The sequence below is a fragment of the Rhodococcus sp. AB351 genome (assembly GCF_049538275.1).
Lineage (GTDB): Bacteria > Actinomycetota > Actinomycetes > Mycobacteriales > Mycobacteriaceae > Rhodococcus.
The window spans coordinates 675,167-701,108 of the sequence record NZ_JBMVFW010000001.1 but is presented as its reverse complement, the minus strand read 5'-3'; the positions used below and the strand labels follow the sequence as shown (position 1 = coordinate 701,108).

22 protein-coding genes are annotated in these 25,942 nt (G+C 65.6%); 7 read left to right on the top strand and 15 right to left on the bottom strand.

Annotation, left to right across the window (positions count from 1 at the left end; translation table 11 throughout):
* Window positions 1–66 precede the first annotated feature (66 nt).
* Window positions 67–753, top strand: a complete 687-nt coding sequence (locus ACPCXD_RS03415) for a winged helix-turn-helix domain-containing protein (RefSeq protein WP_309137491.1) — start codon at window positions 67–69, stop codon at window positions 751–753.
* Window positions 750–1,868: an ATP-binding protein gene (locus tag ACPCXD_RS03410; RefSeq protein WP_160873982.1), complete on the top strand. Its 1,119-nt coding sequence runs from the start codon at window positions 750–752 to the stop codon at window positions 1,866–1,868. The genes ACPCXD_RS03415 and ACPCXD_RS03410 overlap by 4 nt, the downstream gene beginning before the upstream one ends.
* Here ACPCXD_RS03410 and ACPCXD_RS03405 read toward each other — a convergent pair.
* From ACPCXD_RS03405 to ACPCXD_RS03355, 11 genes are all read right to left on the bottom strand, one after another.
* Window positions 1,859–2,296, bottom strand: a complete 438-nt coding sequence (locus ACPCXD_RS03405) for an SRPBCC family protein (protein ID WP_423658388.1) — start codon at window positions 2,294–2,296, stop codon at window positions 1,859–1,861. The genes ACPCXD_RS03410 and ACPCXD_RS03405 overlap by 10 nt on opposite strands.
* A 106-nt stretch (window positions 2,297–2,402) precedes the next feature.
* Window positions 2,403–3,467: an MBL fold metallo-hydrolase gene (locus ACPCXD_RS03400; protein ID WP_423658386.1), complete on the bottom strand. Its 1,065-nt coding sequence runs from the start codon at window positions 3,465–3,467 to the stop codon at window positions 2,403–2,405.
* Between the two features lie 172 nt (window positions 3,468–3,639).
* Window positions 3,640–4,611 (bottom strand): choloylglycine hydrolase, encoded by a 972-nt coding sequence (bsh, locus tag ACPCXD_RS03395; protein ID WP_258259071.1) that lies wholly within the window; start codon window positions 4,609–4,611, stop codon window positions 3,640–3,642.
* 4 nt (window positions 4,612–4,615) lie between these two features.
* A complete protein-coding gene (locus ACPCXD_RS03390; RefSeq protein WP_423658383.1) occupies window positions 4,616–6,187 on the bottom strand; it encodes a flavin-containing monooxygenase in 1,572 nt (523 codons plus the stop codon).
* Window positions 6,184–7,044, bottom strand: a complete 861-nt coding sequence (locus ACPCXD_RS03385; RefSeq protein WP_085469800.1) for an alpha/beta fold hydrolase — start codon at window positions 7,042–7,044, stop codon at window positions 6,184–6,186. The genes ACPCXD_RS03390 and ACPCXD_RS03385 overlap by 4 nt, the downstream gene beginning before the upstream one ends.
* Window positions 7,044–7,808 carry an aspartate/glutamate racemase family protein gene (locus tag ACPCXD_RS03380; protein WP_229579576.1) on the bottom strand — a complete coding sequence of 255 codons (765 nt, stop codon included), beginning with the start codon at window positions 7,806–7,808 and terminating at the stop codon, window positions 7,044–7,046. The genes ACPCXD_RS03385 and ACPCXD_RS03380 overlap by 1 nt, the downstream gene beginning before the upstream one ends.
* Window positions 7,805–9,142, bottom strand: a complete 1,338-nt coding sequence (locus tag ACPCXD_RS03375) for a M20 family metallopeptidase (RefSeq protein ID WP_423658381.1) — start codon at window positions 9,140–9,142, stop codon at window positions 7,805–7,807. Before ACPCXD_RS03375 ends, ACPCXD_RS03380 begins: the two co-directional genes overlap by 4 nt.
* Window positions 9,139–10,473 carry an amidase gene (locus ACPCXD_RS03370; protein WP_085469797.1) on the bottom strand — a complete coding sequence of 445 codons (1,335 nt, stop codon included), beginning with the start codon at window positions 10,471–10,473 and terminating at the stop codon, window positions 9,139–9,141. The genes ACPCXD_RS03375 and ACPCXD_RS03370 overlap by 4 nt, the downstream gene beginning before the upstream one ends.
* On the bottom strand, window positions 10,470–11,348 hold the full coding sequence (locus ACPCXD_RS03365; RefSeq protein ID WP_423658379.1) for a VOC family protein: 879 nt from the start codon (window positions 11,346–11,348) through the stop codon (window positions 10,470–10,472). Before ACPCXD_RS03365 ends, ACPCXD_RS03370 begins: the two co-directional genes overlap by 4 nt.
* Before the next feature lie 39 nt (window positions 11,349–11,387).
* The gene (locus ACPCXD_RS03360; RefSeq protein WP_423658377.1) at window positions 11,388–12,443 is read right to left on the bottom strand and encodes an FAD-binding oxidoreductase; all 1,056 of its coding nucleotides are present in this window, start codon (window positions 12,441–12,443) and stop codon (window positions 11,388–11,390) included.
* 3 nt (window positions 12,444–12,446) lie between these two features.
* Window positions 12,447–13,640 carry a Rieske 2Fe-2S domain-containing protein gene (locus ACPCXD_RS03355; protein WP_085469794.1) on the bottom strand — a complete coding sequence of 398 codons (1,194 nt, stop codon included), beginning with the start codon at window positions 13,638–13,640 and terminating at the stop codon, window positions 12,447–12,449.
* A gap of 265 nt (window positions 13,641–13,905) precedes the next feature.
* Between ACPCXD_RS03355 and ACPCXD_RS03350 the strand changes: the two genes are divergently transcribed.
* Complete coding sequence (locus tag ACPCXD_RS03350) at window positions 13,906–14,520, top strand: helix-turn-helix domain-containing protein (protein WP_258259075.1); 615 nt, start codon at window positions 13,906–13,908, stop codon at window positions 14,518–14,520.
* A 79-nt stretch (window positions 14,521–14,599) separates the two neighbouring features.
* Here ACPCXD_RS03350 and ACPCXD_RS03345 read toward each other — a convergent pair whose 3' ends face one another.
* On the bottom strand, window positions 14,600–16,129 hold the full coding sequence (locus ACPCXD_RS03345; RefSeq protein ID WP_423658374.1) for a sugar transferase: 1,530 nt from the start codon (window positions 16,127–16,129) through the stop codon (window positions 14,600–14,602).
* 657 nt (window positions 16,130–16,786) lie between these two features.
* On the opposite strand from ACPCXD_RS03345, the gene ACPCXD_RS03340 reads away from it, so the two are divergent.
* The 3 genes from ACPCXD_RS03340 (at window position 16,787) to ACPCXD_RS03330 (ending at window position 21,406) form a co-directional block, all read left to right on the top strand.
* Window positions 16,787–17,467, top strand: coding sequence for an IclR family transcriptional regulator (locus ACPCXD_RS03340; protein ID WP_301844473.1), 681 nt, complete (start codon window positions 16,787–16,789; stop codon window positions 17,465–17,467).
* Window positions 17,468–17,642: 175 nt separating this feature from the next.
* Window positions 17,643–20,003, top strand: coding sequence for a cytochrome P450/oxidoreductase (locus tag ACPCXD_RS03335; RefSeq protein WP_106201664.1), 2,361 nt, complete (start codon window positions 17,643–17,645; stop codon window positions 20,001–20,003).
* Window positions 20,004–20,041: 38 nt separating this feature from the next.
* The gene (locus tag ACPCXD_RS03330; RefSeq protein ID WP_423658372.1) at window positions 20,042–21,406 is read left to right on the top strand and encodes an MFS transporter; all 1,365 of its coding nucleotides are present in this window, start codon (window positions 20,042–20,044) and stop codon (window positions 21,404–21,406) included.
* Between the two features lie 143 nt (window positions 21,407–21,549).
* Here the strand turns inward: ACPCXD_RS03330 and ACPCXD_RS03325 are convergent, their stop codons facing one another.
* The 3 genes from ACPCXD_RS03325 to mhpA are packed head-to-tail and all read right to left on the bottom strand — an operon-like array spanning window position 21,550 to window position 25,168.
* Window positions 21,550–22,455 carry a hydroxyquinol 1,2-dioxygenase gene (locus ACPCXD_RS03325; protein WP_160874000.1) on the bottom strand — a complete coding sequence of 302 codons (906 nt, stop codon included), beginning with the start codon at window positions 22,453–22,455 and terminating at the stop codon, window positions 21,550–21,552.
* A gap of 14 nt (window positions 22,456–22,469) precedes the next feature.
* Window positions 22,470–23,534, bottom strand: coding sequence for an iron-containing alcohol dehydrogenase (locus tag ACPCXD_RS03320; RefSeq protein ID WP_160874002.1), 1,065 nt, complete (start codon window positions 23,532–23,534; stop codon window positions 22,470–22,472).
* Window positions 23,535–23,548: 14 nt separating this feature from the next.
* Entirely contained in the window at window positions 23,549–25,168 is a 1,620-nt protein-coding gene (mhpA, locus tag ACPCXD_RS03315) for a bifunctional 3-(3-hydroxy-phenyl)propionate/3-hydroxycinnamic acid hydroxylase MhpA (protein WP_423658369.1), read from the bottom strand.
* Between the two features lie 129 nt (window positions 25,169–25,297).
* On the opposite strand from mhpA, the gene ACPCXD_RS03310 reads away from it, so the two are divergent.
* Window positions 25,298–25,942, top strand: a complete 645-nt coding sequence (locus ACPCXD_RS03310) for a TetR family transcriptional regulator (protein ID WP_160874006.1) — start codon at window positions 25,298–25,300, stop codon at window positions 25,940–25,942.

Sequence of the window (25,942 nt, the reverse complement as noted above, 5' to 3'; positions counted from 1 at the left end):
GTTCGCCCAACGGGACCATCCGGCGGATCCGCACCCGCCCCGAGCTCGACCGGCCGGATGCGAGCCATGGTCGTCGAGGACGAGGAGTCGTTGGCGAAGCTCGTGGGTTCGTATCTCGAACGCGACGGCTTCGACGTGACGATCACCGGCGACGGATCCGAGGCCGTGCCCCTCGCGCGGCAGGTCGACCCCGACATCCTGGTGCTCGACCTCGGCCTACCCGGACTCGACGGTGTCGAGGTGTGCCGGCAGCTGCGAACCTTCTCCGACGCGTACGTCGTGATGCTCACCGCCCGCACCGAGGAAGTCGACACCTTGATCGGTCTGTCCGTCGGAGCCGACGACTACCTGACGAAACCGTTCAGCCCGCGCGAACTCATGGCCCGCATCCAAGCGATGCTGCGTCGTCCCCGGACCACTGCACGGATCTCAGCCTCTACGGGCCGGCAGGACCGCGTGTTCGGCGATCTGTCCATCGACGTCGACGGACGGGAGGTCGCCGTGCGCGGCACACCGGTCGCACTTACCCGTACCGAGTTCGACATCCTCGCTGCCCTGGCGCAGGACCCGGGAGTCGTGTTCACCCGGGCGCAGCTCATCGCGGCCGTGTGGGGACAGAACTGGGTGGGCGACGAACACCTCGTGGACGTGCACATCGGCCATCTGCGCCGCAAACTCGGCGACGATGCGAACCAGGGACGTTTCGTGCGCACCGTCCGCGGCGTCGGCTACCGGATGGGTACAGGACGATGACGTCCCGCTCCCCCACCGCGACGAGCTTCGGCACCCGCCTGTTCCTCGCGCTCGTCGCCGTCGTCGTCGGATGTGCCGTCAGCGCATGGCTGGTCGCGTCCGCTCTCGCTCCCGGGATCTTCCACGACCATCTCGGACAAGCGGGCATCGATCACGATTCGAGCCAGGCCGCCCACGTCGAAGAAGCCTTCACCTGGGCCATCGTCCTCGCGTGGGGCCTGGCGGTCGCGATCGCGGTGCTGTTGGCCTCGGCAGTCAGTTGGTACATCGCGCGACGGATCCAGCGTTCGCTCGACACGGTGACCACCTCTACCGCACAGATCGCCGGAGGTCGCTACGACACCCGCGTCCCCAGCCCCGAGCTCGGCCACGAATTCGACGAACTGGCAACCAGTTTCAACGAGCTGGCACGACGCCTCGAAGCCACCGAAATCACAAGGCGCAGAATGCTCGCCGACCTCGGGCACGAAATGCGCACACCCATCGCCACACTCGACTCCTATCTGGAAGCACTCGAGGACGGCGTCCGCACTCTCGACGACGACACCCGGCAGATTCTGCGAGCCGCCACCCACCGGCTGAGCCGCCTGGCACAGGACATCACAGCGGTCTCCCGGGCAGAAGAGCACCTCACCCGCATCCATCGGGTGCCCACGACGACCGGCACCCTCGTCGCCACGGCGGTCGACGCGGTGCGCGAGCAGTACGACGGCAAAGGTGTGACGTTGCAGGCCGAGGTCGTCGAATCTGCGCCGGTGACGGTCGATCCCGACCGGCTCGGACAGGTGCTGGCGAACCTGCTGGACAACGCCCTACGGCACACACCGGCAGGAGGAAACGTCACCGTCGCCACTCGCATCCTCGGCGGCGACCGAACGGAGATCACCGTGACCGACACGGGTGTCGGCATCGCGCCCGATCACCTCGACCACCTCTTCGACCGGTTCTACCGCGCGGACACCGCCCGCGACCGGAATCACGGCGGCAGCGGCATCGGCCTGACGATCGCGCGGGCACTCGTCGAAGCCCACGCCGGTCGCATCCACGCGCACAGTGACGGACCGGGCTGCGGAGCCCGGTTCACTCTGGAACTTCCGACGGCGAGTCAGGCGTAATTGGACAGGACGAACTCGGTCAGCCCCTTCCGGACCGCTTCGACCGCATGCTTCTGCCCGCGCTTCAGCACGAAGCCGGGAACCGGGACCTCCGGTTCGAGCGACATGGTGACGTGCACACGGGTGCCGCGCTCGGTCGGCTCGAGTGCGTACTCCCCGTCCTGGCTGCGCTGCATGGAACTCTCGACGAGAGTCCACGACGTCGACGTCTCCGTCCACGAATGCTCGATGATCTGGGTGTCGGAGAAGCCGAGCAGCGACAGCGTCATGCGGATCCGGATCGGCCGGCCGTCGTCGTCCCTGGTGAGGACCTCGACGCTCTTGTGGGCCGACGACCACTCGGGGATGCGCTCGACATCCTCGAGGGCGCGCATCACCTGCTCGGGTGTGGCGTCGATGTCGAATCGATCGGAGACGGTGGCCGCCATGTCGGGTCCTCCTCGTCGGAAACGGGGTACATCGACCAGATGACCCCGGATGCCCTATGACGAAACCCCACCGACGGTGCCGGCGGGGTTCGGTCCGTGCTGTCGATCAGTTGTCGACCTGCACCTCGTCGTCGGTGATGAGGAAGGTCATCAGGTCGGTGCCGACGGTCAGCGGGCCGTCGTAGTTCTCCCGGGTGCGTTCGACGAGCGTCTCCTCGGAGATCCCGGGGACGCGGCCGGGGATGCCGTTGACGATGTGGCTGTACACGGCCATCTTCGGCTGGGTCTGCTCGAAGATGTCGCCTGCCTGCTGCGGGTTCGTGTGGTGCGCGTACACGCTGGGCAGCGCAGTCGGATCCTCGAAGTCGGCGACCTCGTGCACCAGCACGTCGACGCCGTCACCGAACTTCAGGACGTTCTCGGTGGGCACGGTGTCGCCGCTGATGAGCACCGACTTGCCCGCGTAATCGACGCGATAGCCGACCGCCGGCTGGATGGCACCGACCGGATCGTGCTCGACGGTGAACATCGTGACGGTGACGCCGTCCTGGTCGAAGACGACGCCGTCCTCCGCGAACTCGTGCGATTCGATCGGCGTGGTCGCGGGATCCACTTCCTTGTCCGCGACGCGCACGTCGATGTCGTTGCGGTAGGTGCTCTGCATTCCGTCGCCGATGTTCCGGACGCCGACGGGCCCGTAGAGCTGGAAGGCGCCCTCGCGCCCACCGAGCGCCGGGACGTAGCTGCTCATCCAGAGGTCGGACAGGCCGTTGATGTGGTCGGAGTGGAAGTGGGTGAGGAAGACGGCGTCGACCTGACCGACCGGAACGCCGGCCTGCGTCAGGCGGACCGTGGCTCCGCGTCCCGCATCGAAGACGAGGTTCAAGCCGTTGGCCTGGACCAGCGTGGACATGCCGTAGCGCTCGGTGCTCGGCACCGGGCTGCCCGTGCCGAGCAGCGTCACGCGCATCTCCCCCTCGGCGGGAGCTTCGGAGGCCGGGTGAGCGGAGTCCGTGGGCGAACCATCCGACGCCGTCGTTTCCTGGGCTGCGGGTGTCTCCTGAGCTGCAGATTCACCGGAGCTGCAGCCCGTGAGTGCGAGCGCGAGAACACCCGACACCACTACTGCCGCCGTGCGGATCCGGCCGAATTCGAATGAGCGTCGTGACACCGAAGGTTCCTTCCAAGGGAACGAGAGATTCTGTACGCACTGCGTACGTAGTGAACGCTGTGCGTACATACTGTGCGGGTCATCACAGCGGAAAGTCAAATCACGATTGGGTGTCGGAGATCGAGAACGGCCCCGGAGTCGAAACCCCGAGGCCGTTCCGATCGAGCTGCGGTCAGTTCTGCATGAGGACCTGCTGGCTCTTCACCAGCGGATACGACGCCAGTTCGCTCCCGTCGAGATCCTCTTTGTGCATGTCCACACCGGTGATCTGACTGTTCTCGTAGGTGCGGTAGTAGTAGATGCCCCTGTGGGTGTTGCAGCACGACGAGTAGATGGTGATCTCGTACTTGTCCTCGAGCCGAACACATCCCCGCTGCTGTTCCACGGAACCGAGGATGTGGAAGAACTGGCTGATCGCCTCGGACTCCGAGCCGCCCGATACCGAATTCACCTTGGTGAAGGCGGCCTTGACGAAACGCGACATCGAGGACAGGTCTCCCGGCAACCCCACCGCACCGAGGCCGCGACTGTAGGTATCGAAGGGGATCTCCTTCGAGAAGCGCGGCTCGGGTGGATCGACCGACAGACTCATGTAGTTGTTGATGTTGAACAACTGGATGTCGAAGGTCGGATTGTTCGTGAGGACCTGGATCGGGTTGTCGTGGACCTTCAAGCCCTCGGCGACGGATTCGACGGTAATGGACTCGTCCCGGTCGGAAATGATCCAGTGCAGCGGGGACGGCGGGAACTCCTCACTGAACGCAATGTCGACGATGCGCACGTCCGCAAGCGCGTCCCGCACCTGCGCGACGGTCTCGAACTGTCCGAGCACCCAGGGGATGAACTCGAACGACGCGACGTTCGTCCCGTCCTCCGAAACGGGCTTGTAGTCGGCATTGTCGGGGAAGTTCAGCCCCGCCATGCTCAAGCCCTTCTCGTTGGTCGCGTCGTAGTAGAGCGGATAACCCTCGGCTACCGTCGCCATGCCGATCATGGCGTGATGCGTCTTCAGTGGCGGCACCTTACGGAACTCGAACGGGAAGTTCCGCGGCGTGACCGTCACCGCTTCCCGGTAGGAGTATTCGAGGTCGAGATTCCGGCCGAAATAGTGGTCCTTGGCGGTGTAGTTGGCGGCTGTGCACATGCGGCTACCTCCGGACTGTTTCGTCCCACGGTATCGGCATATGCGTGGACGCATGGCGGTTCGACGCGGCCTTCTTGTCGGCCACCGAATGCCGCCGTTTCAATTCCTGGGCGGCGTGCCGGTACGACGACGGGCGCGCGGGCAGAAGCCACTGCAGGAATCGGGTACCCGGACCGACGTTCAGGCCGATCTCGTCGAGAACCTCGTCCACATGCCGAAGAGAGAACGGGATGATGTTCGTGCCCCGGGCCTGCTTGCCCTCGGTGCGCTCGATCATCCAGTTCAGCCTCGTACGGACGAACTCGCGACGCTCCTCCACCGGCGGAATCTCTCCACCGAGCAGATGATTGACGGTCCACAGCGCCGCCGCCTCTGCACTGAGCGGGCTGAACAACGACGACCCATAACCGACGAAGTACAGGTTGGCCACGTCGTTGGGCAGGATCTGCCGGTAGAGCAGGAAATTGCCGTCATCGTCCAGCAGGCGCTCCTGCACCGCCGCCGACAGGAAGGGCACCCGCTGCACGAACCCGGTCGCACAGACGATCACATCCGCCGGCAGCACCGATCCGTCGTCGAGTTCGGCGACCGGCCGACCGTCCTTCTCTCGCAGAACGGCGATCGATCGTCCCCGCCGCACCGAGATGGTGCCGGCCTCGACCTTCTCGTAGAATCCCTCGGTCGCGAGGCTGACGGCATGTCGCACGATCCGTTCGAACGAGCCTTCCGGAACCAGCCCGGTCCGATCGAACCGCAGTTGGCGTCGGGCGATCTTCTCGATGGAACCGAGTAGACCGTTGCGGACGAACTTCCCCGGCCCGGTCAGGAACCGTCCGAATCCTCGCTGCTCGATGTGCTCGAACAACCCCTCACTGAGACGCGTGAGCAGGATGTACTTGTAGTTGAGCACGTTCGCCAGCTTGCGCGGCATCTTCCACGTGACTTCGCGGGCCACGACGGTGGTGGACGCCGCCACCTCACTCAGCGCCTCTGCGACATCGCAGGACGACTTGCCGTACCCGACCACCAGCACGTCGCGGCCCGCCGCATCGGCGAGGTCGTGGAAATCCGACGCCGCACAGAGCCGTCCGCCCGCACCCTCGTACTCCTCCTTACCTTCGTAGGGAGGAATGAACGGGTCGCAGAAGATACCGTTCGCCACGACCAGGTAGTCGTACTCCTCGACCGCAGTCTCGTCCGAATCGAGACTCCTACTGGTGACCGTCCACCGTTCCGACTCCGGGTCCTGTTCCGCAGAGACCACTTCGGTTCCCAGACGCAGCAGGCGCCGGAGCCCGAAATGCTCGACGTAGTCGTCGAGATACCGCTGGACCTGTTCACCTGTGGGCCATTCCGGGTACTCGTCCGGCATCGGGAAGTCCGAGAACGCATACGTGCCCTTGTTGTTCTGAGTGGTGACACCGGGATACCGGCGAGTCACACTCCACACCCCGCCGACGTCCGGGGTCCGATCGTAGACATGAACGTCGAATCCGAACTCCGACAGGATGTTCGCCGAACACAGGCCGGCTATACCCGCACCGACCACCGCAACGCTTCGTCCCCGGCCGGTCATCCCTCGTTCGCCCCCGCGGAATCCTCGGCGAAGAACGTGCTGACGAGATGCTGGAAACGTGCGGCGTGTTCGATCTGCGTCCAGTGACCGCACTTACCGAAGATGTGCAGTTGCGAGTTGGGAATCAGGTCGAACATCTTCTGCGAAGCCGCGACCGGTACCACTCGATCCTCGCGTCCGTGCAGGATGAGTACCTCGTGCTCGATGGCGGCCAGGTCCTCGTCGGGCACGATCTGCGCGTCCAGCCACCGTTGCCGGGGTTCGGGGAAGACCTGCTCGAAGGCTTCCTGCGCACCCGGCCGAATGGTCGCCCGGTACCGCAGTTCGGCCAGTTCGTCGGTGACCAGGGACCGGTCGTAGGCCATGATGTCCATGATCTTCTTCATGTTCTCGACCGACGGCGTGTATCCCCAGAGCGCATCGAGTTCGGGCGTGAAGTCGAACTGCACACCGCCGGCTCCCATCAGCACGATTCGGCCGAGCCGCTGCGGGTGCCGGACTGCGAGGTGCAATGCGAGTCCACCACCGAACGAGTTGCCGACCACGTGCACCTTCGGGATCTCGAGGCCGTCGAGGAGAGCGAGGATCTGATCGATCCAGGTATCGAAGATCTCGAACCGGACCGGATCGGGAAGGGTGGTGTATCCGAAGCCGACCAGATCGGGAGCGATCACTCGACGCTGTTCTGCGAGGACCGGGATCAAACCTCGCCAGTTGGCCCACGCCGAGACGCCGGCGCCGGAACCGTGGAGGAGCAGCACCGGAATGCCGTCTCCCTCCCCCACGTCGTGATAGTTGGTCTCGAACCCGGAAGTGCGGATGGTTTGTGCGACTTCGGGATTGGTATCGACCTGCATCAGGACTCCTTGGAAGGGAAGACGGAAGCCACCGCGGCGAGCAGGTCGTCCTGCGGCCGTTCGGGAGAGGGGTAGGCCTGCTTGCTGTGCGACAGGCCGGTCTGCACGAGCATCTCGCACATCTTGTAGGCGACGACACCGGGATTGAGCACCGGCACGTCGAGGACGGTGGACAGGTGGGCGTGACTCTGGTGCATCGTCGTCGAACCCAGGATGATGACGTCGGCGCCGTCCTCCGCGATCGCGGTCTTCGCCTCGCGCTCGAGTGCCGCGAAGACGAAATCCTCCTTGCCCGCGAGCAGTTCGGCGGTATCGGGGCGGACACCGATGTCGCGCACGGAAGCAAGCCGGGACATGATGCCGTTCTCGCGAGCAGCCTTGTGGTACAGCTCGTGCCACTGCGGCCACATGGTGATCACCGAGAACTTCTTGCCGAGCATGCACGCCAGCAGCATGGTGGCCTGACTCGGTGCGACGACCGGGATGGACAGTCGCGAGCGCAGGGCGGCGAGCGCCGAATCGCTCATCGAGTTCACGCAGACCCCGACGTAACCCTGTTCTTCCGCACGACAACCCGCGTCGAGCACGAATGCGTCCGCGAGGGTCGTCTCGTAGGCGCTGTCGAGGGTGCCGCCGCCGTTGCGTGCCGAGACGAAGACGTTCTCGAACGCCGGGTGTACGAAGTCGCCGGAGAGCTGAGTGGCGAAGGCGTCCAACGCTTCCGGTGGAACCGGAACGGGGACGATGTTCAGTACGCGCTTCACAGGTCGAGTTCCTCTCGGGTACGGGTCAAGGTGTCGACGACTGCGAACGCGATGGCACGGGTTGCCATCATCACGTCGGTCACCGAGGCGACGCCCATGCCGCCGAGACCCTCGTTGAGTTCGGCCGGGGCACTCGCCGGCGGCCAGGGGTAACCGATTCGGGCACAGGGAACTCCGAGCCGACGGATCAGGGTGCCGTCGGTCTGCCCACCCAGCAGCGGGGTGGACTCGTAGGGCTTGCCCTCGACTTCCTCCCAACCGCGTCGGCAGCTCCGGATGATCCAGTTGTCGGGGTCGGTCATGCCACCCGGCAAGGATCCGTACATCTCCCAATCCAGTTCGATGTCCGGGTGCTGCGCGCGCAGGGCACGGATCATCTCGGCGAACTGGTGGCGCACCTCGCCGGGTGTGGTCCGCGGATTGACCCGCACGTCGAGGTAGATCTCGGTCGCGGCAGAAGGGAAGGCCGGTTTGTCCGGGTTGCCGGACCGGACCGCCGAGATCCAGCCCTCCGGCAGCGTCGACCCGGAGGTGTTGCGTGCGGTGTACTCCGGCAGCCACGCCTCGATCGCCTGGATCACCGTGGCTGCGGGCACGATCGACGACCGGAAGCCCTCGGTACCACGACTGATACCGGCATATCCGAAGGTGCCGCGCACGGTCACCTTGAACCAGCACATCCCGGGTTCCTCCGGGTACACCGCCCACCACGGCTTCAGCACGATCGCGTGGTCGGGCATCATGCCGTGGGTGAGCAGGTGGAACACGCCGGAGCTCATGCCGACCTGGTCGCGGTTGCTCATGCTCACCGGCATCCCGCCACCTGCGAACCCGATGGCCAGATCACCCAGCAACGGCAGGTCGGCGTCGGCGACCGCGTGCAGCACCTCGGTCAACCCTGCCACCATGCACTTCGGATTCGAGGCACCGAGTCCGATCACCAGGTCGCCGTCGACCTTCGCTTCGGGAACCATGTCGGGTCGCAACGACTTCCCCACCCACGGCACGTCCGCCTCCGGGTCGATGTGGGTGTCGATGGGCGCGTACAGGAGCAGCCGGCTACCGCCACCGCTGCCCGGCAGTTCCCCGATCGCGTTGCCTGTGTGCTCGGAGATCGGTTGGTACCGGGCACCGATCCCGACCTTGTCCTGCAGGTACGACGCCATGTACTCGGACGCGGGTCGCTCCCGGCCGGTCGGACTGTGGATGTTCACCAGGTCGACGAGCAGTTCCCGGAATCGATCCGGATCGAGCTTCGCCAGAACCTTCTCGTACATCTCCCGCCGAGCGGGATCGAGTGTCGCAGTGTCGGTTGTCTCGAGAGTGTCGGTCACGGTCGGCCCCCTTCGTCGTGAACCTCGAAGCGATGCGCCAATCCGACGCGGTCGGTCAGGCACGTTGCGATGCGGACCAGCCCCTGGTCTGCGTGGTGTGGAGCGATGATCTGGATGCCGAGGGGCAGCCCTCCGAACCCGCGGCCCGCGGGAAGCCCGACCGCAGGGCATCCGGCGATGCTGGCGAGCTTGTTGAACACCGGATCCCCGGTGCCGGACTCGATCGGCGGGGCCTCGCCCGGTGCCGCGAGCGTGACCAGCACGTCGACGTCGGCGAAAACCTGCCCGACGAACGTCCGGACATCCCGGAGCACCTCGCGTGCCCGCTGGACCTCGCTCGGAGCGGCGGTCCGTCCCTCGTTGAGGAATCGATGCAACTGCTCGGAGACCCGCTCGACGTGTGGACGAGCGATCCGGTCGGTGAGCGATGCGGACGCCTCCACGGCCATGATCAGGGTGTGTGCCCGGTCCAGAGCGTCCAACTCGTCGGGTACCGGCACATCCCGCACATCGGCGACGACCCCTTGCAGGTTCTCCGCGAACTCGTCGAGCAACGCCGCTGCGGCCGGAGTGGCCCGATCGGCCCACGGCGGCCGGAGAATCCCCACCCGCAGGTTCCGCAGCGCGGGAAGAACAGTGGTCCGTGGGGTGGCGGCCCCGTCGGTCGAGAGCGACTCGTCCACCGCCCCCAGCCACGCCGGATGGCGGGCGAACACGCCGACGGTGTCGAAGGTCAGCGCGACGGGCAGGACACCGTCGAACGGCCAGCGCCCGTAGGTCGGCTTCAGCGTGAACACACCGCAGAACGAACCCGGTCGCAGGACCGAGCCCGCGGTCTGGGTGCCGAGTGCGAGCGGCACCTGACCGTCGGCAACCGCGGCAGCGGAGCCACTCGACGACCCTCCCGGAGTCCGGTCGAGGCCGTGCGGATTGCGGGTCGCAGTGGGTCGGTAGGTGGCGAACTCCGTGGTGGTCGTCTTACCCAGGATGACCGCGCCGTCCCGCCGGAGCCGGCGGACGACCTCTGCATCCTGGGCCGGCTGCCATCCGGCCCACAGGCTCGAGCCGTAACCGGTCGGCTGGTCGCCGGTCTCGATGATGTCCTTGATTCCCACCGGGATACCGTGCAGCGGCGAGCGTCGCTGCTCTCCGTCCCGTGCTCGCGCCTGCTCGATCGCAAGATCCCGGTCGAGGTATGCCCACGCCCCGACGACGTGGTCACGCTTCGCGATCCGGTCCAGGCAGTGCTCGACGGCGGAGACACTCGGATGCTCGTCGGCAAGGATGTCCGCGATCGGCGAGACGGTATCGGAGCCGGTCACGGCACTCATCCGACCTTCTGCGGTTCGTGGCCCCACCGCGACGGCGAACGGAAGGTCTTGACCTCCCAGTCGTCGGAGTCGATCGTGTCGCCTCCGTAGCCGATCTCGATTGCGAAGCCGGACGGTGTGCGCATGTAGAAGGAGGTGACGCCGTCGTTGGTGTGCCGGCCGAAGGTCATCTGCAGTGCGATGCCTGCGCCGGTGACGAGATCGTAGGCGCGGCCCACGTCGTCGAGCGATGCCACCTCGATCATCAGATGGTTGAAGTCGCCGCCGGTGAAGCTGAAGCACTCGTTCATCAAGGCCAGGCTGTGGTGCCGCGGATTGCAATGCAGGAAGGTCGCATCCGCACCGTCCCACACGATGTAGTCGGTGAGCCGGAACCCGAGAACCCGGGTGTAGAAATCGACTGCGGCAGGGTAGTCCTTGCACATCAGGACCACATGGCCGAGACCGAGTTCGCCGGTGACGAACCCGCTGATCACCCCTCCGCCGGCCAGCGGGGTGTGATCGATGGTGGGTCCGAAGACCACCTCGTTGGGGAAACCGTCGGCGTCGGTGAACCGGAACGCTGCGACGGCCAGTCGCTCCTCCGGCGAACCGGTATCGACCCATTCGACGTCGATACCTTCGGCTGCCACTCGGTCCGCGACGTCGCGGAGCTCGTCGAGGCCGTCGACCTCCCATGTAATGGCCCGGATCCGATCCTCGTCCGCGGGATACAGCGCGATGCGGTGGTGATGGTCGTCGATCCGGATCAGCAGCGGATCGGTGTCATTGTGCCGAGGTCGTGCCTGCAATCCGAGCAGATCGACCAGAACCTGACGCCAGGTGTCGAGATCGGAGACGTCGACACTCAGAGCGCCCAAGCGGGTGATGCTCATATCGTCCTCTGTTTCGAAAGGGGCGCCGCGGGCAGGCGGCTAACTGGGAAGGAATTGCTCGGCGTGGATGCGCTCGGCAGGCAGGCCGAGTTCGACCAGCCGGTCGTGCGCGGCGGCGAGCATCGCGGGCGGTCCGCACAGATAGGCGGACGTACGCGGGTGACGAACGTCGTCCTCGGTGAGGACGCTGACCGGGTTTCCGGTGAGGACCCCGTCGATGGAAGTCGACTCATCGGACACCACCCGCACATCGAGGGTGCGCATGAAGCTCCGGCGGGCTTCGAGTTCATCGAGATGGAACAGATCCGCCTCCCGGGCGCATCCGAACACGAGACGAATCGGGTGGTCCTCACGGGCGGTCTGCAGGTTCTCGAGCATGGACAACATCGGCGCGAGACCGGTGCCGCCTGCGATCATCAACGTGGGACCGGGCTCGTCGGAGAGTCCGAAACCTCCGCTGGGTCCTTCGATTTCGATCGTGTCACCGACGGCTGCGACGTTGCGGAGATAGTCCGACATCGCCCCGGACGGCAGGACCCGGATCGTGAACGCGAGTTTCTTGCGGTCGCGCTCCCCCGATGCCATCGAGTACGAACGCCACTCCTCGGTGCCCGGCACCTGCATCCGGACGTACTGGCCGGCGCGGAACGCGAACCGGACGGACTTCGGCAGTTTGAGCACGAGCTCCACCACCGACTCTCCGAGCCAGGTGATCGCCCCGACCTTGGCGGTGGCGGCAACGAGTGGATACTCGTCCAACATCGAGGCCGGATAATCGAGTTCGACCTCACTGTCCGCGCACGCCACCGACTGGCACAACAGTCGCTGGCCCTCGCGGATCTCGTCCTGACGCAGGGAGAACACACGGTCCTGCGGCATCGCGAGGTCACCACGAACGACCTTGCCGACGCACGTCCCACACGTCCCGACAGTGCACTGACTGACCAGCCGAACCCCGGCGGCCGTGGCCGCCTCGAGGACCGTCGAACCGGCCGGCACGGACACCGTCTTGGTGCCGTCGGCGAAGGTCAGATCTACCGTGTGGACGACTCCGGCCTCGGACGCCGCCACCGCTTCGGTCGGGGTGATCGTCATGGGTCAGTCCTCGTCCAGGTACGGCGATTCGAAGAAGCCACGCGGGTGCCGGGCCGCCATCTTGCGCCAGGCGATGATGGAATAGTCCATGTCGCACAACATCTCGTTGTTCCAGCCGTCGAAGCGGGTGTAGTGCTCCTCGGTGGCCTCACGAGCGAAGACGTCGCTGTTGTTGAAGCCCTCCAGCGCCAGCGGCAGCATGAAGTTGTCGTACTTGAAGTTGAACTCCGCGATCTCCTCGTCGGTGCGGGCGCGGGTGGCGATGATCTCCCAGTACTCGTGATGGTGGTCGTCGATCGGGACGTAGAACTCGTACTGGACGTGGTCGGTGATGGGCCAGTGCTCGACCATCAGGACACCGGGGACCCACAACGAGGTGCGGAAGTAGTGCGGGACCGTGCCGCGGGCCTTCATGTTGACCTTGGGGTTGTCCAGAACCGGCTGGTACAGGTCGGGGCGGTCGTAGCGGTTCATCACGCCCTTGGGACCGTCCTCGATGTCGATCTCCTCCGTCGCCGAGTCGGTGAGTGCATTGACACCGAGAGGCAGGGCGCGGTCGAGAGCGACCAGGATCTGGTTGTCCCAGTGCACCAGCAGATGTCCCGGATCGAGGCCGTTCTCAGCAGCGAGGCGCCAGTTGCCGACGAGCTTGCGGTGGATGCCGCGGATCACGATGCCCTCGTCGAGCAGGTGCGGCACCGGAGAATCATTGGGGTCATTGGTGACCGGCGCAGGAAGGTCGCTGGCCAGCGGAGGCGGAGTCCCGAAGTCCTCCTCACCCACGAAGACGTAGATGATCCCGTTGACCTCTTCCACCGGGTACGTCCGGATGCCGGCCTTCCCGATCAGCGAGTCGTCGGGATTGCCGACGATCGTGGTCAGGCTGCCGTCCTCGAGTCCGTAGGTGAAGCCGTGGTACCAGCACGTGATCGTGCCCTCGGACAGGCACATCGGCTTCGCCGAGAGCTTCACGCCCCGGTGGATGCAGCGGTCGGATACTGCGTAGGTCTTACCCGAACTGCGACGCAGGGCGATGTCGTGTCCACCGATGGTGACGCCCTTGGCGGTGCCGTCCTCGAGTTCGCTGGACAGCAGCGCGGGATACCAGTGGTTGGCGAAACCCCAGTCTGCCTGGACATACGGGGCGTACTGGCGGGTGACTCCCGCCGAGGATCCGCTGTGCGAGATAGCGGTCATGGAATGACTCCCTGGAGGTGAGTGAGGGGTGGGGTAGGTCGCTGGATGGGCTGAGGTGCGACCGAGGTACGGACCCGAGAACCGGGTCTTCGAGAAGTGGGTGACACTCGCTGTGTCTGAAGCCACAGTATCGAAGTTCCGTGGAACGTCAATAGAAAATCCATGAAATTTACATTGATGACATGTGCGCAATCTTGATACCGTTGACCCGCGCGGCGCACCCCGCCGCGGGGCGATGAGCCCGGGCCTATCGCGGAAGACAGTGATGACCAGCGCAGACTCCGAGCCGACCAGCGAGACCGCACCCCTGCCCACCGGCAGACGTTGGCATCTCGCCGAGAACGCCTACGAGGACGCCCTGACGTCCTTCGAGTTCGCGATCCTCCAAGCCGAGGGCGGCTTCCAACGCTTCGCTATCCAGGCGATCCGGGCAGCCACAGACCTCGACCTGGCCTTCAACGAGATCGTCGCGTTGCACGTCGTGCGGATGCAGGAGCGTTCGAAGGACACCGCGACGATCGCCCAGCTGACCAACCGGGAGGATCTGCCCAATCTGCAGTACAACCTCCGCAAGCTCGTCAGCCTCGGCCTACTCGAACGACGGAAGGCCGGCACCTCCTCCGTCTTCACCGTCACCGAGAAGGGTCGGGCCGTCACCGATCGCTACGCCCAGCTCCGCCGCGAGACCCTGGTGTCCAACCTCGAGGAACTGAGCGACATCACCACGAAGATGCGGCACGCGTCGCGATCGATGCAGGTGCTGACCGGCCTGTACGAGGCCGCGAGCCGCGAACTCGCCACCATCAATACCGCTGAACTGTTCGAGCCGTTGGATAACGGGAGTCGGCCTCGCCGCTCGACGAAGCGCAAAGCCGACTGAACGGCACCGCTGCTGTCTACCGCATATGAAAGAACGGCCCCGGAGTGGGAACTCCGAGGCCGTTCTTGTCGAGCTTGTGTCAGTAGGCGCCGTCGCTGGCCAGCACGGCTTTGACGGTCTTGCCGATGATCAGCACATCGGACACCATCGACCAGTTCTCCACGTACGACAGGTCCAGCCGCACCGACTCGTCCCACGACAGATCCGACCGACCCGACACCTGCCACAGGCCGGTCACGCCGGGGCGCACCAGCAGGCGGCGCTTGACCCGACCGTCGTAGGCCTCCACCTCACGCCGCAACGGCGGACGCGGACCCACCACGCTCATCTCGCCACGGACGACGTTGAGGAACTGCGGCAACTCGTCGATGCTGAACCGCCGCATCACCTTGCCCACGCGGGTCACGCGAGGATCGTCCTTCATCTTGAACAGCGGGCCGGCGCCCTCGTTCTGCGCCAGCAACGTGTCGACCATCTTGTCGGCGTTGGTCACCATCGACCGGAACTTGATCATCCCGAACGGCGTGCCGTCGATGCCGATGCGCTCGGCCTTGTAGAAGACCGGACCCCGATCCTCGAGCTTGATCAACAGCGCGATGACCGCGAACACCGGCGCCAACGCCACCAGCGCCGCGCTCGCGAAGACGAGATCGAAGATCCGCTTCCCCGACCGCTTCGCCCCGTGATAGCTCGGCTTCTCGACGTGAATCAGCGGCAGACCCGCCACCGGACGCATCTCGATCCGCGGACCGGCCACATCGACCACACCCGTCGCCACGACCAAGTCGGTGTCGAGCGGCTCGAGCTGCCACACCAGATCGCGCAGACCCTCGCTACCCAGGGTCTCGGTGGCGGTGACCACCACCGTGTCCGCCCCCGACAACTCGAGTGCTTCGACGACCGAGTGCTCGTCGCCGTAGATGGTGATCTCCCGGCCGTCGACATCGATCACATCACCGGGCGCTCCCGAATAGCGGGGCACGCACACACCGACGACGCGGTAACCCTCCCCATCCTTACGGGAGAAGGTACGCGCCATGTGCCGCACCGCCCGCGCACCACCGACCACCAGCACCGAGGTCTGAAACTCGCCGCGAGCACGCTTGCGCGCGATGACCTTCCGCCACACCCACCGCGACAACAGCAAACCGGCAAGACCCACCGGCAACGCAATAGCAAGGAAGCCACGCGCGATCTGCTGGTTGGTGATGAGCGCGATGATGGCGATCGTGCCGAACATGGCGAGCGTCGCCGAGATGACCCGCTGATACTCGTCGTAGCCGGCGCCGATCACGCGACGCGACCGTGAACGGAACAAACTCAGCGCGCCCAGCCAGGCCACGATGAGGACGGCAGATACCACCGTGTAATCGAGCTGGCCGCCACCTCCGGCGAGGAGCAGATCCTCGTAGCCGAAGCGGACGGTCTGCGCCAGGATCACGGAGAGGACCACGGTGATCGCGTCCGTGAGGTACAGCCTCTTCACGTACACGTTCTGCCACTTCCACCGGTTGACACCGGTGCCGGGCGACGCATCAGCGGGGGCACGCTTCGGTGCACCCCGCTGAGCGTCGGACGGGTCGAGCCCTCGATCATCGACCGTCGTCATCCCGCAGTCCTCCCCATAAATGTGTCTCCTCCCCGAGACAAAACTTTCCCGACGAGTCCAGGCGCCGGCACTGGAACCGGACTCGAGCGAGCGTTACCCGAACTATCTCTGAGAAATAGCTGAGCGTTACCTGTTAATCGAAGTCTTCTCGCAGATCACGCGGGAAATTCACCCTCGGAGTCCGGGGCAACGCTGCGACCGTGTCGTGTGTTCGGTTGAATCCCTTGGGCTTCGAGTTCACCTACCTGCATGTAACCCGAACAACGGAACACTCCGAGTGACGATAATCACGTTTATGCAACATTGTTTCCCGCTCAGAACCCGATGAGTTTCCCGAGGCCGTCGAGATCACCGCGAGAACCAAGTGACGAATACCGTTACCGCGAGTTTCTGAAACCTCAAGCGCCCTCTGTCAGTTGGCGCGCGCATAACGCGGCCGGCACAGCCTGACCGCCCATCCATCGAAGGCGGGGCGGGCTGACGCGCCGAACCGGGGCTCGCACGGCGTGTTGCAGGGGTGAGCCCCGGTTCAGCGCGCGGGGGCCGGTCGACACCCAAGAAACTGCCCCTAGACACCCGCCACACATTCGCGCCGATAGCCGGAGATGTGGTCGAGATAGGCTTCGGTATCCCTAGCAAGAGCCCCGAGGAGAACCGTTGAGCACCCTCCAGACCCTTGATCGCGGTCTACGTGCGCTGGACATCGTGTCCCAGCGACCGGGGGGAATTTCGATCGCGGAACTCTCGGCCGAGTTGGAGGTCGCTCGGGCCATCGGTTATCGAATCGTCGCGACCCTCGAAGCGCATTCGCTCGTGGCCCGAACACAGGACGGCAGGATCAGACTTGCCGTCGGAGCCGCTCTTCTCGGTTCACGCTTCCGCCCCCGCTTGCGCGAAGTGGCGCAACCGCTCCTGCGAGACCTGGCTCAGCAGACATCGGCCACCGCCTTTCTGTCGACTCTCGAAGGCGACGAGTGCGTCGTGATTGCGGTGGCCGAACCCGATACGGGCATCCTCCGAGTGGGCTACCGAGTCGGTACGAGGCATCCGGTATCCAAGGGCGCGGCCGGTCTCGCGATCCTCGCCGGCCGCGCTGCATCGGATACGGACACCGACGCCGTCCGACGTGCACGCGAGGACGGTTTCAGCATCACCGCCGGCGAGCTCGAGCACGGCGCTGTCGGCGTGGCAGCCAGCGTGCGCTCCCCCCTCGACCATGAGGGCGCGGGATTCGAGGCGAGCGTCGGCGTTGTCGCGATCGAAGGTCTCGATACCGATGTTGCGGCAGCCGCCGTTGTGGCGACCGCCGCACGGATCAACAGCCTGCTCGATACCTGACCAGTACAGCCACGCTCGAGGACGCCCGCTGAGGGCGTCCTTTTTTGTGCCCTCAGCACAGAGATCCGACCCCGACATTGACGCCGAGTGTGACCGCCGTTACCGTTCTACTGTGCGTTCAACGAACATATGTGTTCGTTAAAAGTAAACTTGCAGTTCGCAGATGGAGAGCATCATGACGAGTCAGTCGATCGGCACCGTCCTCGACACCCCGAAACCCGCCGCGGAGAGCCGCTGCCCCGTCGACCACACCGCCTTCACTTCCCCGACCGGCTGCCCCGTCTCCCCGCGCGCTGCATCGTTCGATCCCTTCACCGGCCCGTACCAGGTGGACCCGGCCGCGTCTCTGCGTTGGTCACGCGACGAAGAACCCGTCTTCTACAGCCCCGAACTCGACTACTGGGTGGTCACCCGCTACGAGGACGTGAAGGCCGTCTTCCGCGACAACCAGTTGTTTTCCCCCTCGATTGCCCTGGAGAAGATCACCCCGACTTCCGACGAAGCGAACGCCGTCCTCGCTCGCTACGGCTATGCCATGAATCGCACCCTCGTCAACGAGGACGAACCTGCGCACATGCCGCGACGCCGTGCGCTGATGGAGCCGTTCACTCCCGCTGCGCTCGCTCACCACGAGCCGATGGTGCGTCGACTGACCCGGGAGTACGTGGATCGCTTCATCGATACCGGACACGTCGACCTCGTCGACGAGATGCTCTGGGAGGTTCCGCTCACCGTCGCGCTGCACTTCCTCGGCGTGCCCGAGGAAGACATGGACACCCTGCGCGAGTACTCGATCGCGCACACCGTCAACACGTGGGGACGTCCGGCTCCCGAACAGCAGGTCGCCGTCGCCGATGCTGTCGGTAAGTTCTGGCAGTTCGCCGGCACCGTTCTCGACAAGATGCGCAAGAACCCCGACGGGCACGGCTGGATGCCGTTCGGTATCCGCGTTCAGCAGGAACAGCCGGACGTCGTCACCGATTCCTACCTGCACTCGATGATGATGGCCGGCATCGTCGCCGCGCACGAGACGACTGCCAACGCCTCCGCCAATGCTTTGCGGCTGCTGCTCGAACACCGCGACGTGTGGGAAGAGATCTGCGCCGACCCGAGCCTGATCCCCAACGCGGTCGAAGAATGCCTGCGTCACTCCGGATCGGTAGCAGCGTGGCGGCGCCTCGTCACCGCGGACACCACGATCAACGGTGTCGCAATCCCCGCCGGGGCAAAGCTGCTGATCGTGAACTCGTCCGCGAACCACGACGAACGTCACTTCGACCAGGCCGACGACTTCGACATCCGACGCGACAACGCCAGCGACCATCTCACCTTCGGGTATGGCAGCCACCAGTGCATGGGAAAGAATCTCGCGCGCATGGAGATCCAGATCTTCCTCGAAGAGCTGACCCGCCGCCTGCCCCACATGGAGCTGGTCCCGGACCAGGAATTCACCTACCTCCCCAACACCTCGTTCCGCGGACCCGATCATGTGTGGGTTCGCTGGGATCCGTCGCGCAACCCTGAAAGGACCGATCCCACGGTGCTGTCCCGACAGCAGCCGGTCAAGATCGGCGAACCGTCGAAGAACACGATCGCTCGCACGATGGCCGTCTCCGGGCTGGAACGCGTCGCCGACGACATCCTGTTGATCACCCTGCGCGATACCTCCGGGCGCCCGCTTCCGAAATGGTCCGCCGGGTCGCACATCGACATCGACTGCGGCACCGTCTCACGCCAGTACTCACTGTGCGGTGATCCGAACGACCGCAACACCTTCCAGGTAGCCGTCCTGCACGACACCCAGAGCCGGGGTGGATCCCGGTGGATCCACACCGAACTGTCCGTCGGCGACACGCTCCGTGTGCGGGGTCCCCGCAATCACTTCAAACTCGACCCCGACGCGAAGCGATATGTCTTCGTCGCCGGCGGTATCGGCATCACGCCGGTGATCGCGATGGCCGATCAGGTCAAGGCTGCCGGTGGCGACTACGAGATCCATTACGCCGGCCGCTCACGCACGTCCATGGCATTTCTCGACCGTCTCGCACGCGACCACGGAGATCGTGTCCGGATCTATCCCGGCGACGAAGGCACCCGCATGGACCTTCCCACCCTCTTCGCCACCCCGGAAGAGGACACACAGGTGTACTCGTGCGGACCTGAACGTCTGCTCTCCGCGCTCGGTGAGGCCACTGCGCATTGGTCCGACGACACGCTGCACGTCGAACACTTCTCCTCCACGCTCGAAGAACTCGATCCGTCCAAGGAGCACGGCTTCGAGGTGGTGTTGAAGGATTCCGGCATCACCGTTCCGGTCGCAGCCGATCAGACAGTGCTCCAAGCACTTCGAGCGGCCAACATCGACGCGCAGAGCGACTGCGAAGAAGGTATCTGCGGCGCCTGCGAGGTACCCGTTCTCGACGGCGAGGTCGACCACCGCGACCTGGTCCTCACCAAGGCCGAGCGCGCCGCCGGAAGAACGATGATGACCTGCTGCTCCCGCGCATGCGGCAACAAGCTGACCCTCCAGTTGTGACACACCGCCCTACTCGAACCCGTTCGGAAAGGCACAACATGACCACCATCGAGCAGTCGGGTACGCCGTCCGTCCCACCGGATTCCGGCACACCGACCACCAGAACTCCGTTCAAGCGGGTTCTGGCCGGCAGCATGGCCGGCGCCGTCCTCGAGTGGTACGACTTCGCGGTCTACGGCATCCTGGCCGCGACCGTCCTCGGCCCTCTCTTCTTCCCCAGCGGGAATGCCGTCGCCTCCTTGTTGATGGCACTTGCGACACAGGGACTCGGTTTCGTCGCCCGTCCTCTCGGCGGCATCGTCTTCGGTCACCTCGGTGACAAGTTCGGACGCAAGCCCATCCTGGTGGCAACGTTCCTCATGCTCGGAGGCGCGACGGCCGCGATCGGACTGTTGCCGACCTACGGCCAGATCGGCATCTGGGCGACCGTCGCCCTGGTGGTCCTGCGCATGATCCAGGGCTTCGCTCTCGGTGGCGAGTTCGGCGCCGCAGTAATCCTGGTCAGCGAATACGGCGAACCCAAGCGTCGTGGATTCTGGGCGGCGTGGCCGCAGTCCGGAGCTCCGGCCGGTACCGTCCTGGCCACCGTCACGGTCGGCATCCTGGCGGTCGTCTTCCCCGGGGACGCATTCGACAACTGGGGCTGGCGCGTCGCCTTCCTGCTCGCCGTGCCCCTGCTCATCATCGGCTTCTTGATCCGACGGGGTGTCGAGGAATCTCCGGTCTACCAGGCCGCGCAGGCGAAGGCCGAGTCCGCCGAGGACAAGGCTGCACGCAAGGAATCGTCCAGCATCGTCGAGGCTCTGCGTAAGCCGCGCCCGCTGCTCCACGGCCTCGGCATGCGTCTCGGCGAGAACATCGCGTTCTACGTCTACACGATCTTCGTCATCGCTTACGCCACCACCTATTTCGACTACACGCGCGGCGCCATCGTCACCACCGTCGCCTTCGCGTCGGTCTGCCAGTTCCTCGGAATGATCGGTGGCGGCTGGTGGTCCGACCGGGTCGGACGCAAGATCGCGATGCTCGTCCCCTCGATCTCGCTCGTCATCTGGGCGCCCATCTTCTTCGCTCTGGTGCACACCGAGAACATGACTGCACTCGGGGTGGGTGTCTGCGTCGGCGCTCTGCTGCACGGCATGCTCGCCGGCCCCGAAGCCGCGTGGATCACGGAACTCTTCCCCACCAAGTACCGCTTCGCCGGTTCGTCGCTGGTGTTCCAGGGCTCGTCGATCATCGCTGGGGCTCCTGCCCCGTTCATCGCGGTGTGGCTGGTCGACCGCTTCAGTGCCACCGCAGTCATCGTCTATCTGGTGATCACCATGTCGATCACCGTGATCGCCGTGGCCACCAGTCGCGAGACGAAGGGTGTCGATCTCGACAAGCTCGAAAAGCTCTACTGAGAACACCTTGATGCGAAGCCCCACCGACACCGTCCCCGGCGCCGGTGGGGTTCGGCTTTTGCGAAACAACTTCGCGCGGTGAAACGGGGTTCGCCCGGCGTGTTGCAGGGGTGAACCCCGTTTCACCGCGTCAGCCCGTGTGGTCAGACGCCCTCGGGGGCGAGCACGATGTCGAACCGCGCCTTGGCCCAGGAGCTGTCCCCGAGGTCGCGTCCGTCCGGCGTCGGGGTGCCGGGCGCCTGCTGCGCGAACTCCTTGACGAGTGAGTCCTTCACACCGAAGACGCTGTCGCCGATCTCGAGCTGCGGGTCGCCGTCGACGAAGATGTGGGTGACCAGGGTCCGCAGCTCGTCGGCACTCACCATGAAGTGCAGGTGTGCGGCACGCACGGGTGAGCGGCCGGTGGCGTCGAGCATCTTCCCCACCGGACCGTCGTGCGGGATCGGATACGGGACGGGTGTCAGTGCCCAGAAGCGGTAGGTGCCCTGGTCGTCGGTGAACATATGCGCGCGACCCGCGATACGCCCGTCGGTGTACTGGACGTCGTAGAAGCCGTCCTCGTCGCACTCCCACACCTCGATGCGGGCGTTCGGCACGGGGTTGCCGTCGGTGTCGGTGACGGTGCCCTCGATCCAGCACGGCTGACCGGACGCGCCGCCGGCCATATCGCCGCCGAGCGGGATCTCCGGTGCGTCCTCGACGAAGAACGGGCCGAAGACGGTCGCGTCGGTCGCACCCTTGTACGCCTGGTTGTTCACAGCGATGGTCTGCATCGACGCGCCGAGAACGTCGGAGAGCAGGACGAATTCCTGACGCTTGTCGTCGGTGATGTGCCCGACGGCAGTGAGGAACTCGATGGCCTTGTTCCACTCGGCTTCGGTCAGGCGCACGTCGCGGATGAAGGCGTGCAGGTGCGTCGTCAACGATTGCATGATCTGCTTCAGCCGCGGGTCGGGGGTGTTCTCGAAGGACGCCAGCACCCTGCCGATCAGTTCTTCTTCGAGGGCCTGTTGGGCGGGGGTGGTGCGGGTACCGGGTTCGACGGTCATGTCCGCTGTCCTTTCTACGACGGGACGTTGTCGCCGGCGTGCGCGCTGCGGAGCAGATCGCGCAGGTCGTCGGCGGAGACGGAGCGGGGATTCGACGGGGGTACGACGGGCAGGACCAGCTCGACCGCTTCGTCGATATTCGACTCGTCGAATCCGTAGTCCTTCAGCGCGCGCGGAGCATTCAGCTCGGCGCGCAACGCGTTCAGGCCGGCGACGGCGGTATCGGCACCGAAGGCCGCAGCCATCCGGCGTTCGGCGTCGAGTGCTGCCGGCGCGTTGAACGCCAGCACGTAGGGCAGCACCGTGGCGTGCGTCTGGGCGTGTGGCAGGTCGTAGGCGCCGCCGAGGACGTGACAGATCTTGTGATGCAAGCCCGAACCGGCGGAGGCGAACGCCACCGCCGAAAGGTAGGCGCCATAGAGGGCCTGCTCGCGCCCCTCGAGATTCGACGGGTCGGCCTGGATCGCCGGCAGTCCTTCGGTGAGCGCCCGGATGCCTTCGGCGCCGAGTGCCCGGTTGATCGGGTCGGCGCGCGGCGCCCACATCGAGTCGACGCAGTGCGCGAGCGCATTGAGACCCGACGCCACCGACAGTTCCGTCGGCAGCGACAGGGTGAGCTGTGCGTCGTAGACGACGCTGACGGGCAGCACCGCCGCATCTACACCGGTGGTCTTCTGCGAGGCCTCCGTCAGACCCCATACGTTTGTTGCCTCGGATCCGGCGTAGGTGGTGGGCACCGCGACGATCGGGATGCCGGACGTGAGTGCGACGGCCTTGGCGAGTCCGGTGGTGGAGCCGCCTCCGACGCTCACGATCAGGTCGATTGCATGCTCTGCGGCGGCCTTTCGTGCAGCCTCGGCGCGCTCGATCGGCACGTGCGGGGCGACACCGTCGTGGAAGACGGCGACGTCGATGTCGCGGCACACCTGCTGCGCCACAGTCTCTTCAGCGGGCGATGCCACGACCATCACGCGGGTCGCGCCGAGGCGGGACACTTCTGCCGCGACGTTCTCGGACGCTCGTCCCGCCCCGAACAGCACGCGTTGGCCGAGGGTGACGTGGTGGAAATCCATAGCCATGGTCGATTTTCCTTTCACGCGGCCGGGGAGGTCACGTCGACGGTCAGGTGGAGGCCGGCAAGTATCGCGTCGAGCGAGGCCTGCAGCCCGGCAGTGTCCGATGCGGTGGCCGCGACGTAGAAGTCGGGACGCAGGATCACGAACTCTGCTCCGATCTCGTCAAGCCATGCGCTGTACGTTCCGTCGACGTCCGTCACGTCGCACTCCGCTTCTCCGATACGCACGCAGCGACCGTCGAGATCGGCCCACCGCCGCGACTGTTCGTCGGTCAGCAGATCGGCCGGTGAATCTCCACGTCCCAGGATGATCCACCCGCGCCCGACCACCTCGTCGAACCGTCCGGTTCGGCTGTTCGCCTCCACGATGCCCTGCACCGACAGTTCGCCTGCGTGCGCGGAGCCTTGCTGCCAGATGCCCGGTCCGAGGGAGGCGATGTCGGTGTCGACCGGGGCGCCGTCGGACGAGGCTGCCTCTGCGATCATGCGACGATCTCGCTCCGCCGCCTCCTCGGGGTCGGCGATGCAGATGACCTGCCCGAGACGCATCGAGAAGTCGATGTAGTGACGCACGTGCCCCTTGCGTTCGGTGCCGTACGAGTCGAGAACGGCGTCGTCCGCCCGGCCCGACAGCACCAGGTCGAGGCGCCACGCCAGAGCGACGGAGTCGCGCAGGCCCGCACACATACCCTCGCCCGCGAAGGGCGGCATGAGGTGTGCGGCGTCTCCCGCGATCAGTCCCCGTCCGCGACGCCATGTCTCGGCCCAGCGCGCCTGGAAGCGGTACACCGCGGAGCGTTCGAGCTCCGCATTGCCGGGGTTCACGCCCCACGGCTCGAGCAGCCGCCATGCGGATTCCTCCGACGCGATGTCGGTGGGGTCCTCGCCGGGCAGCACCATGTACTCCCAGCGGCGACGGCCGGGACCGCCGGGAACGATGGTCGTCGGTCGCGCCGGGTCGCACAGCTGCCAGTGGGTGGGACCCAGGTCGGGCAGGTCGCCCTTCGGGATCATGTCGAGGATCAGCCAATCGAAGAAGAAACCGTGGTCGGTGAAGTCCAGGTCGAGGGCTTCGCGGACGAAGCTGTTGGCACCGTCTGCTCCCACGACGTACTGCGCGCGAATCTGTTCCTGCACGGAGGTACCGGCGATGTCGGTCACGGTGCCGCTGACGGTGATGCCGTTCTCGTCCTGCTCGAGACCCACCGCGGTCCAGCCGCGCCGGATGGTCACCGTGGGCAGTTCGGCCGCGACCTCGCGCAGACGCTTCTCGAGCTCGGGTTGGGAGAACCAGTAGCGCGTACGCCACCCCGAGGCAGCGACGGACTTCCAGTCCACCTCGAGCAGGGTCTCGCCGGCAGCGCTGCGCCAGTAGTAGAGGTCGTCGTGGAATTCGATGGCCGGATCGTCGTCCGAATCGATGCCGAGAACGGCGAGGATGCGGGCGATCTCGTGGTCGAACGTCACGGCACGCGGCTGCTCGTAGGGGGTGGGCCACTTGTCGACGACGGTGACGCGGTGCCCCTGCCGGCCGAGAAGGACAGCCAGGAGGGTGCCGACCGGCCCGCATCCGACGACGGCGACATCGGTCTCGAGCTGTCGGACGTCGTCCGCGGGAAGAGTGTGGAGGTTCGTCATGGCGGGTGGCCTTTCGGGTGATCTACGTCATACCGACTGACACCATAGTGACACAGCACTCAATATTGAGCAATCCCTCAGTTCTGATTGCATGCTCATATCTGAGTTCGCATGGCGTACGGTACGGACGTGCCCACCACGTCGAACGAAGCCGCAGCGCCTGCCACGTCGCGCCACCAGCGTCGACGCGAGAAGACCCGCGCGCGCCTCATCGAGGCCGCGCGCACACTGGTCGCCGAACGCGGCGTGGACGCGGTCGGGCCGGCCGACATCACCGAAGCCGCCGACCTCGGCGTCGGCACGTTCTACAACTACTTCGCGTCCCGCGACGAGATCGTCGAAGCCGTCGCCGAAGAATCCATCGAATCCCTCGGCGCCCGAATGGATTCGATGACGGAAGACATGCCCGATACGGCGGAGAGATTCGCGTCGTCGCTGCGGCATCTCGTGCGGCACGCGATGAGCGACCCGCTGTGGGGATGGTTCGTCGTCCGGCTCGGTATCGCCCACCCGAAACTCATCGGCATTCTCGGCCCGCGCGCCTCCCGCGACCTGCGCTACGGCGTCGACGCCGGCCGGTTCACCATCACGGATATCGACATCGCGACGGCTTGTGTGTTCGGCTCTCTGCTGTCGACGCTGCACCACGTGGTGTCGACCGAGGCTCCCGAGAACATCGACGAGATCTACGCACGGGCGATGCTGTGCATGGTGGGGATGGATCCCGCGGAAGCGGAAGAAGTCGCCACGCGCCCGCTGCCGGAACTGCCCTGA

What these genes read in the sequence shown, in the direction of transcription:
- ACPCXD_RS03415 (WP_309137491.1), top strand. Translation starts at nt 67, where the DNA reads ATGGTCGTCGAGGACGAGGAGTCGTTGGCGAAGCTCGTGGGTTCGTAT.
- ACPCXD_RS03410 (WP_160873982.1), top strand. Translation starts at nt 750, where the DNA reads ATGACGTCCCGCTCCCCCACCGCGACGAGCTTCGGCACCCGCCTGTTC.
- ACPCXD_RS03405 (WP_423658388.1), bottom strand. Translation starts at nt 2,296, where the DNA reads ATGGCGGCCACCGTCTCCGATCGATTCGACATCGACGCCACACCCGAG.
- bsh (WP_258259071.1), bottom strand. Translation starts at nt 4,611, where the DNA reads ATGTGCACAGCCGCCAACTACACCGCCAAGGACCACTATTTCGGCCGG.
- ACPCXD_RS03390 (WP_423658383.1), bottom strand. Translation starts at nt 6,187, where the DNA reads ATGACCGGCCGGGGACGAAGCGTTGCGGTGGTCGGTGCGGGTATAGCC.
- ACPCXD_RS03385 (WP_085469800.1), bottom strand. Translation starts at nt 7,044, where the DNA reads ATGCAGGTCGATACCAATCCCGAAGTCGCACAAACCATCCGCACTTCC.
- ACPCXD_RS03370 (WP_085469797.1), bottom strand. Translation starts at nt 10,473, where the DNA reads ATGAGTGCCGTGACCGGCTCCGATACCGTCTCGCCGATCGCGGACATC.
- ACPCXD_RS03365 (WP_423658379.1), bottom strand. Translation starts at nt 11,348, where the DNA reads ATGAGCATCACCCGCTTGGGCGCTCTGAGTGTCGACGTCTCCGATCTC.
- ACPCXD_RS03360 (WP_423658377.1), bottom strand. Translation starts at nt 12,443, where the DNA reads ATGACGATCACCCCGACCGAAGCGGTGGCGGCGTCCGAGGCCGGAGTC.
- ACPCXD_RS03355 (WP_085469794.1), bottom strand. Translation starts at nt 13,640, where the DNA reads ATGACCGCTATCTCGCACAGCGGATCCTCGGCGGGAGTCACCCGCCAG.
- ACPCXD_RS03350 (WP_258259075.1), top strand. Translation starts at nt 13,906, where the DNA reads ATGACCAGCGCAGACTCCGAGCCGACCAGCGAGACCGCACCCCTGCCC.
- ACPCXD_RS03345 (WP_423658374.1), bottom strand. Translation starts at nt 16,129, where the DNA reads ATGACGACGGTCGATGATCGAGGGCTCGACCCGTCCGACGCTCAGCGG.
- ACPCXD_RS03335 (WP_106201664.1), top strand. Translation starts at nt 17,643, where the DNA reads ATGACGAGTCAGTCGATCGGCACCGTCCTCGACACCCCGAAACCCGCC.
- ACPCXD_RS03330 (WP_423658372.1), top strand. Translation starts at nt 20,042, where the DNA reads ATGACCACCATCGAGCAGTCGGGTACGCCGTCCGTCCCACCGGATTCC.
- ACPCXD_RS03325 (WP_160874000.1), bottom strand. Translation starts at nt 22,455, where the DNA reads ATGACCGTCGAACCCGGTACCCGCACCACCCCCGCCCAACAGGCCCTC.
- ACPCXD_RS03320 (WP_160874002.1), bottom strand. Translation starts at nt 23,534, where the DNA reads ATGGCTATGGATTTCCACCACGTCACCCTCGGCCAACGCGTGCTGTTC.
- mhpA (WP_423658369.1), bottom strand. Translation starts at nt 25,168, where the DNA reads ATGACGAACCTCCACACTCTTCCCGCGGACGACGTCCGACAGCTCGAG.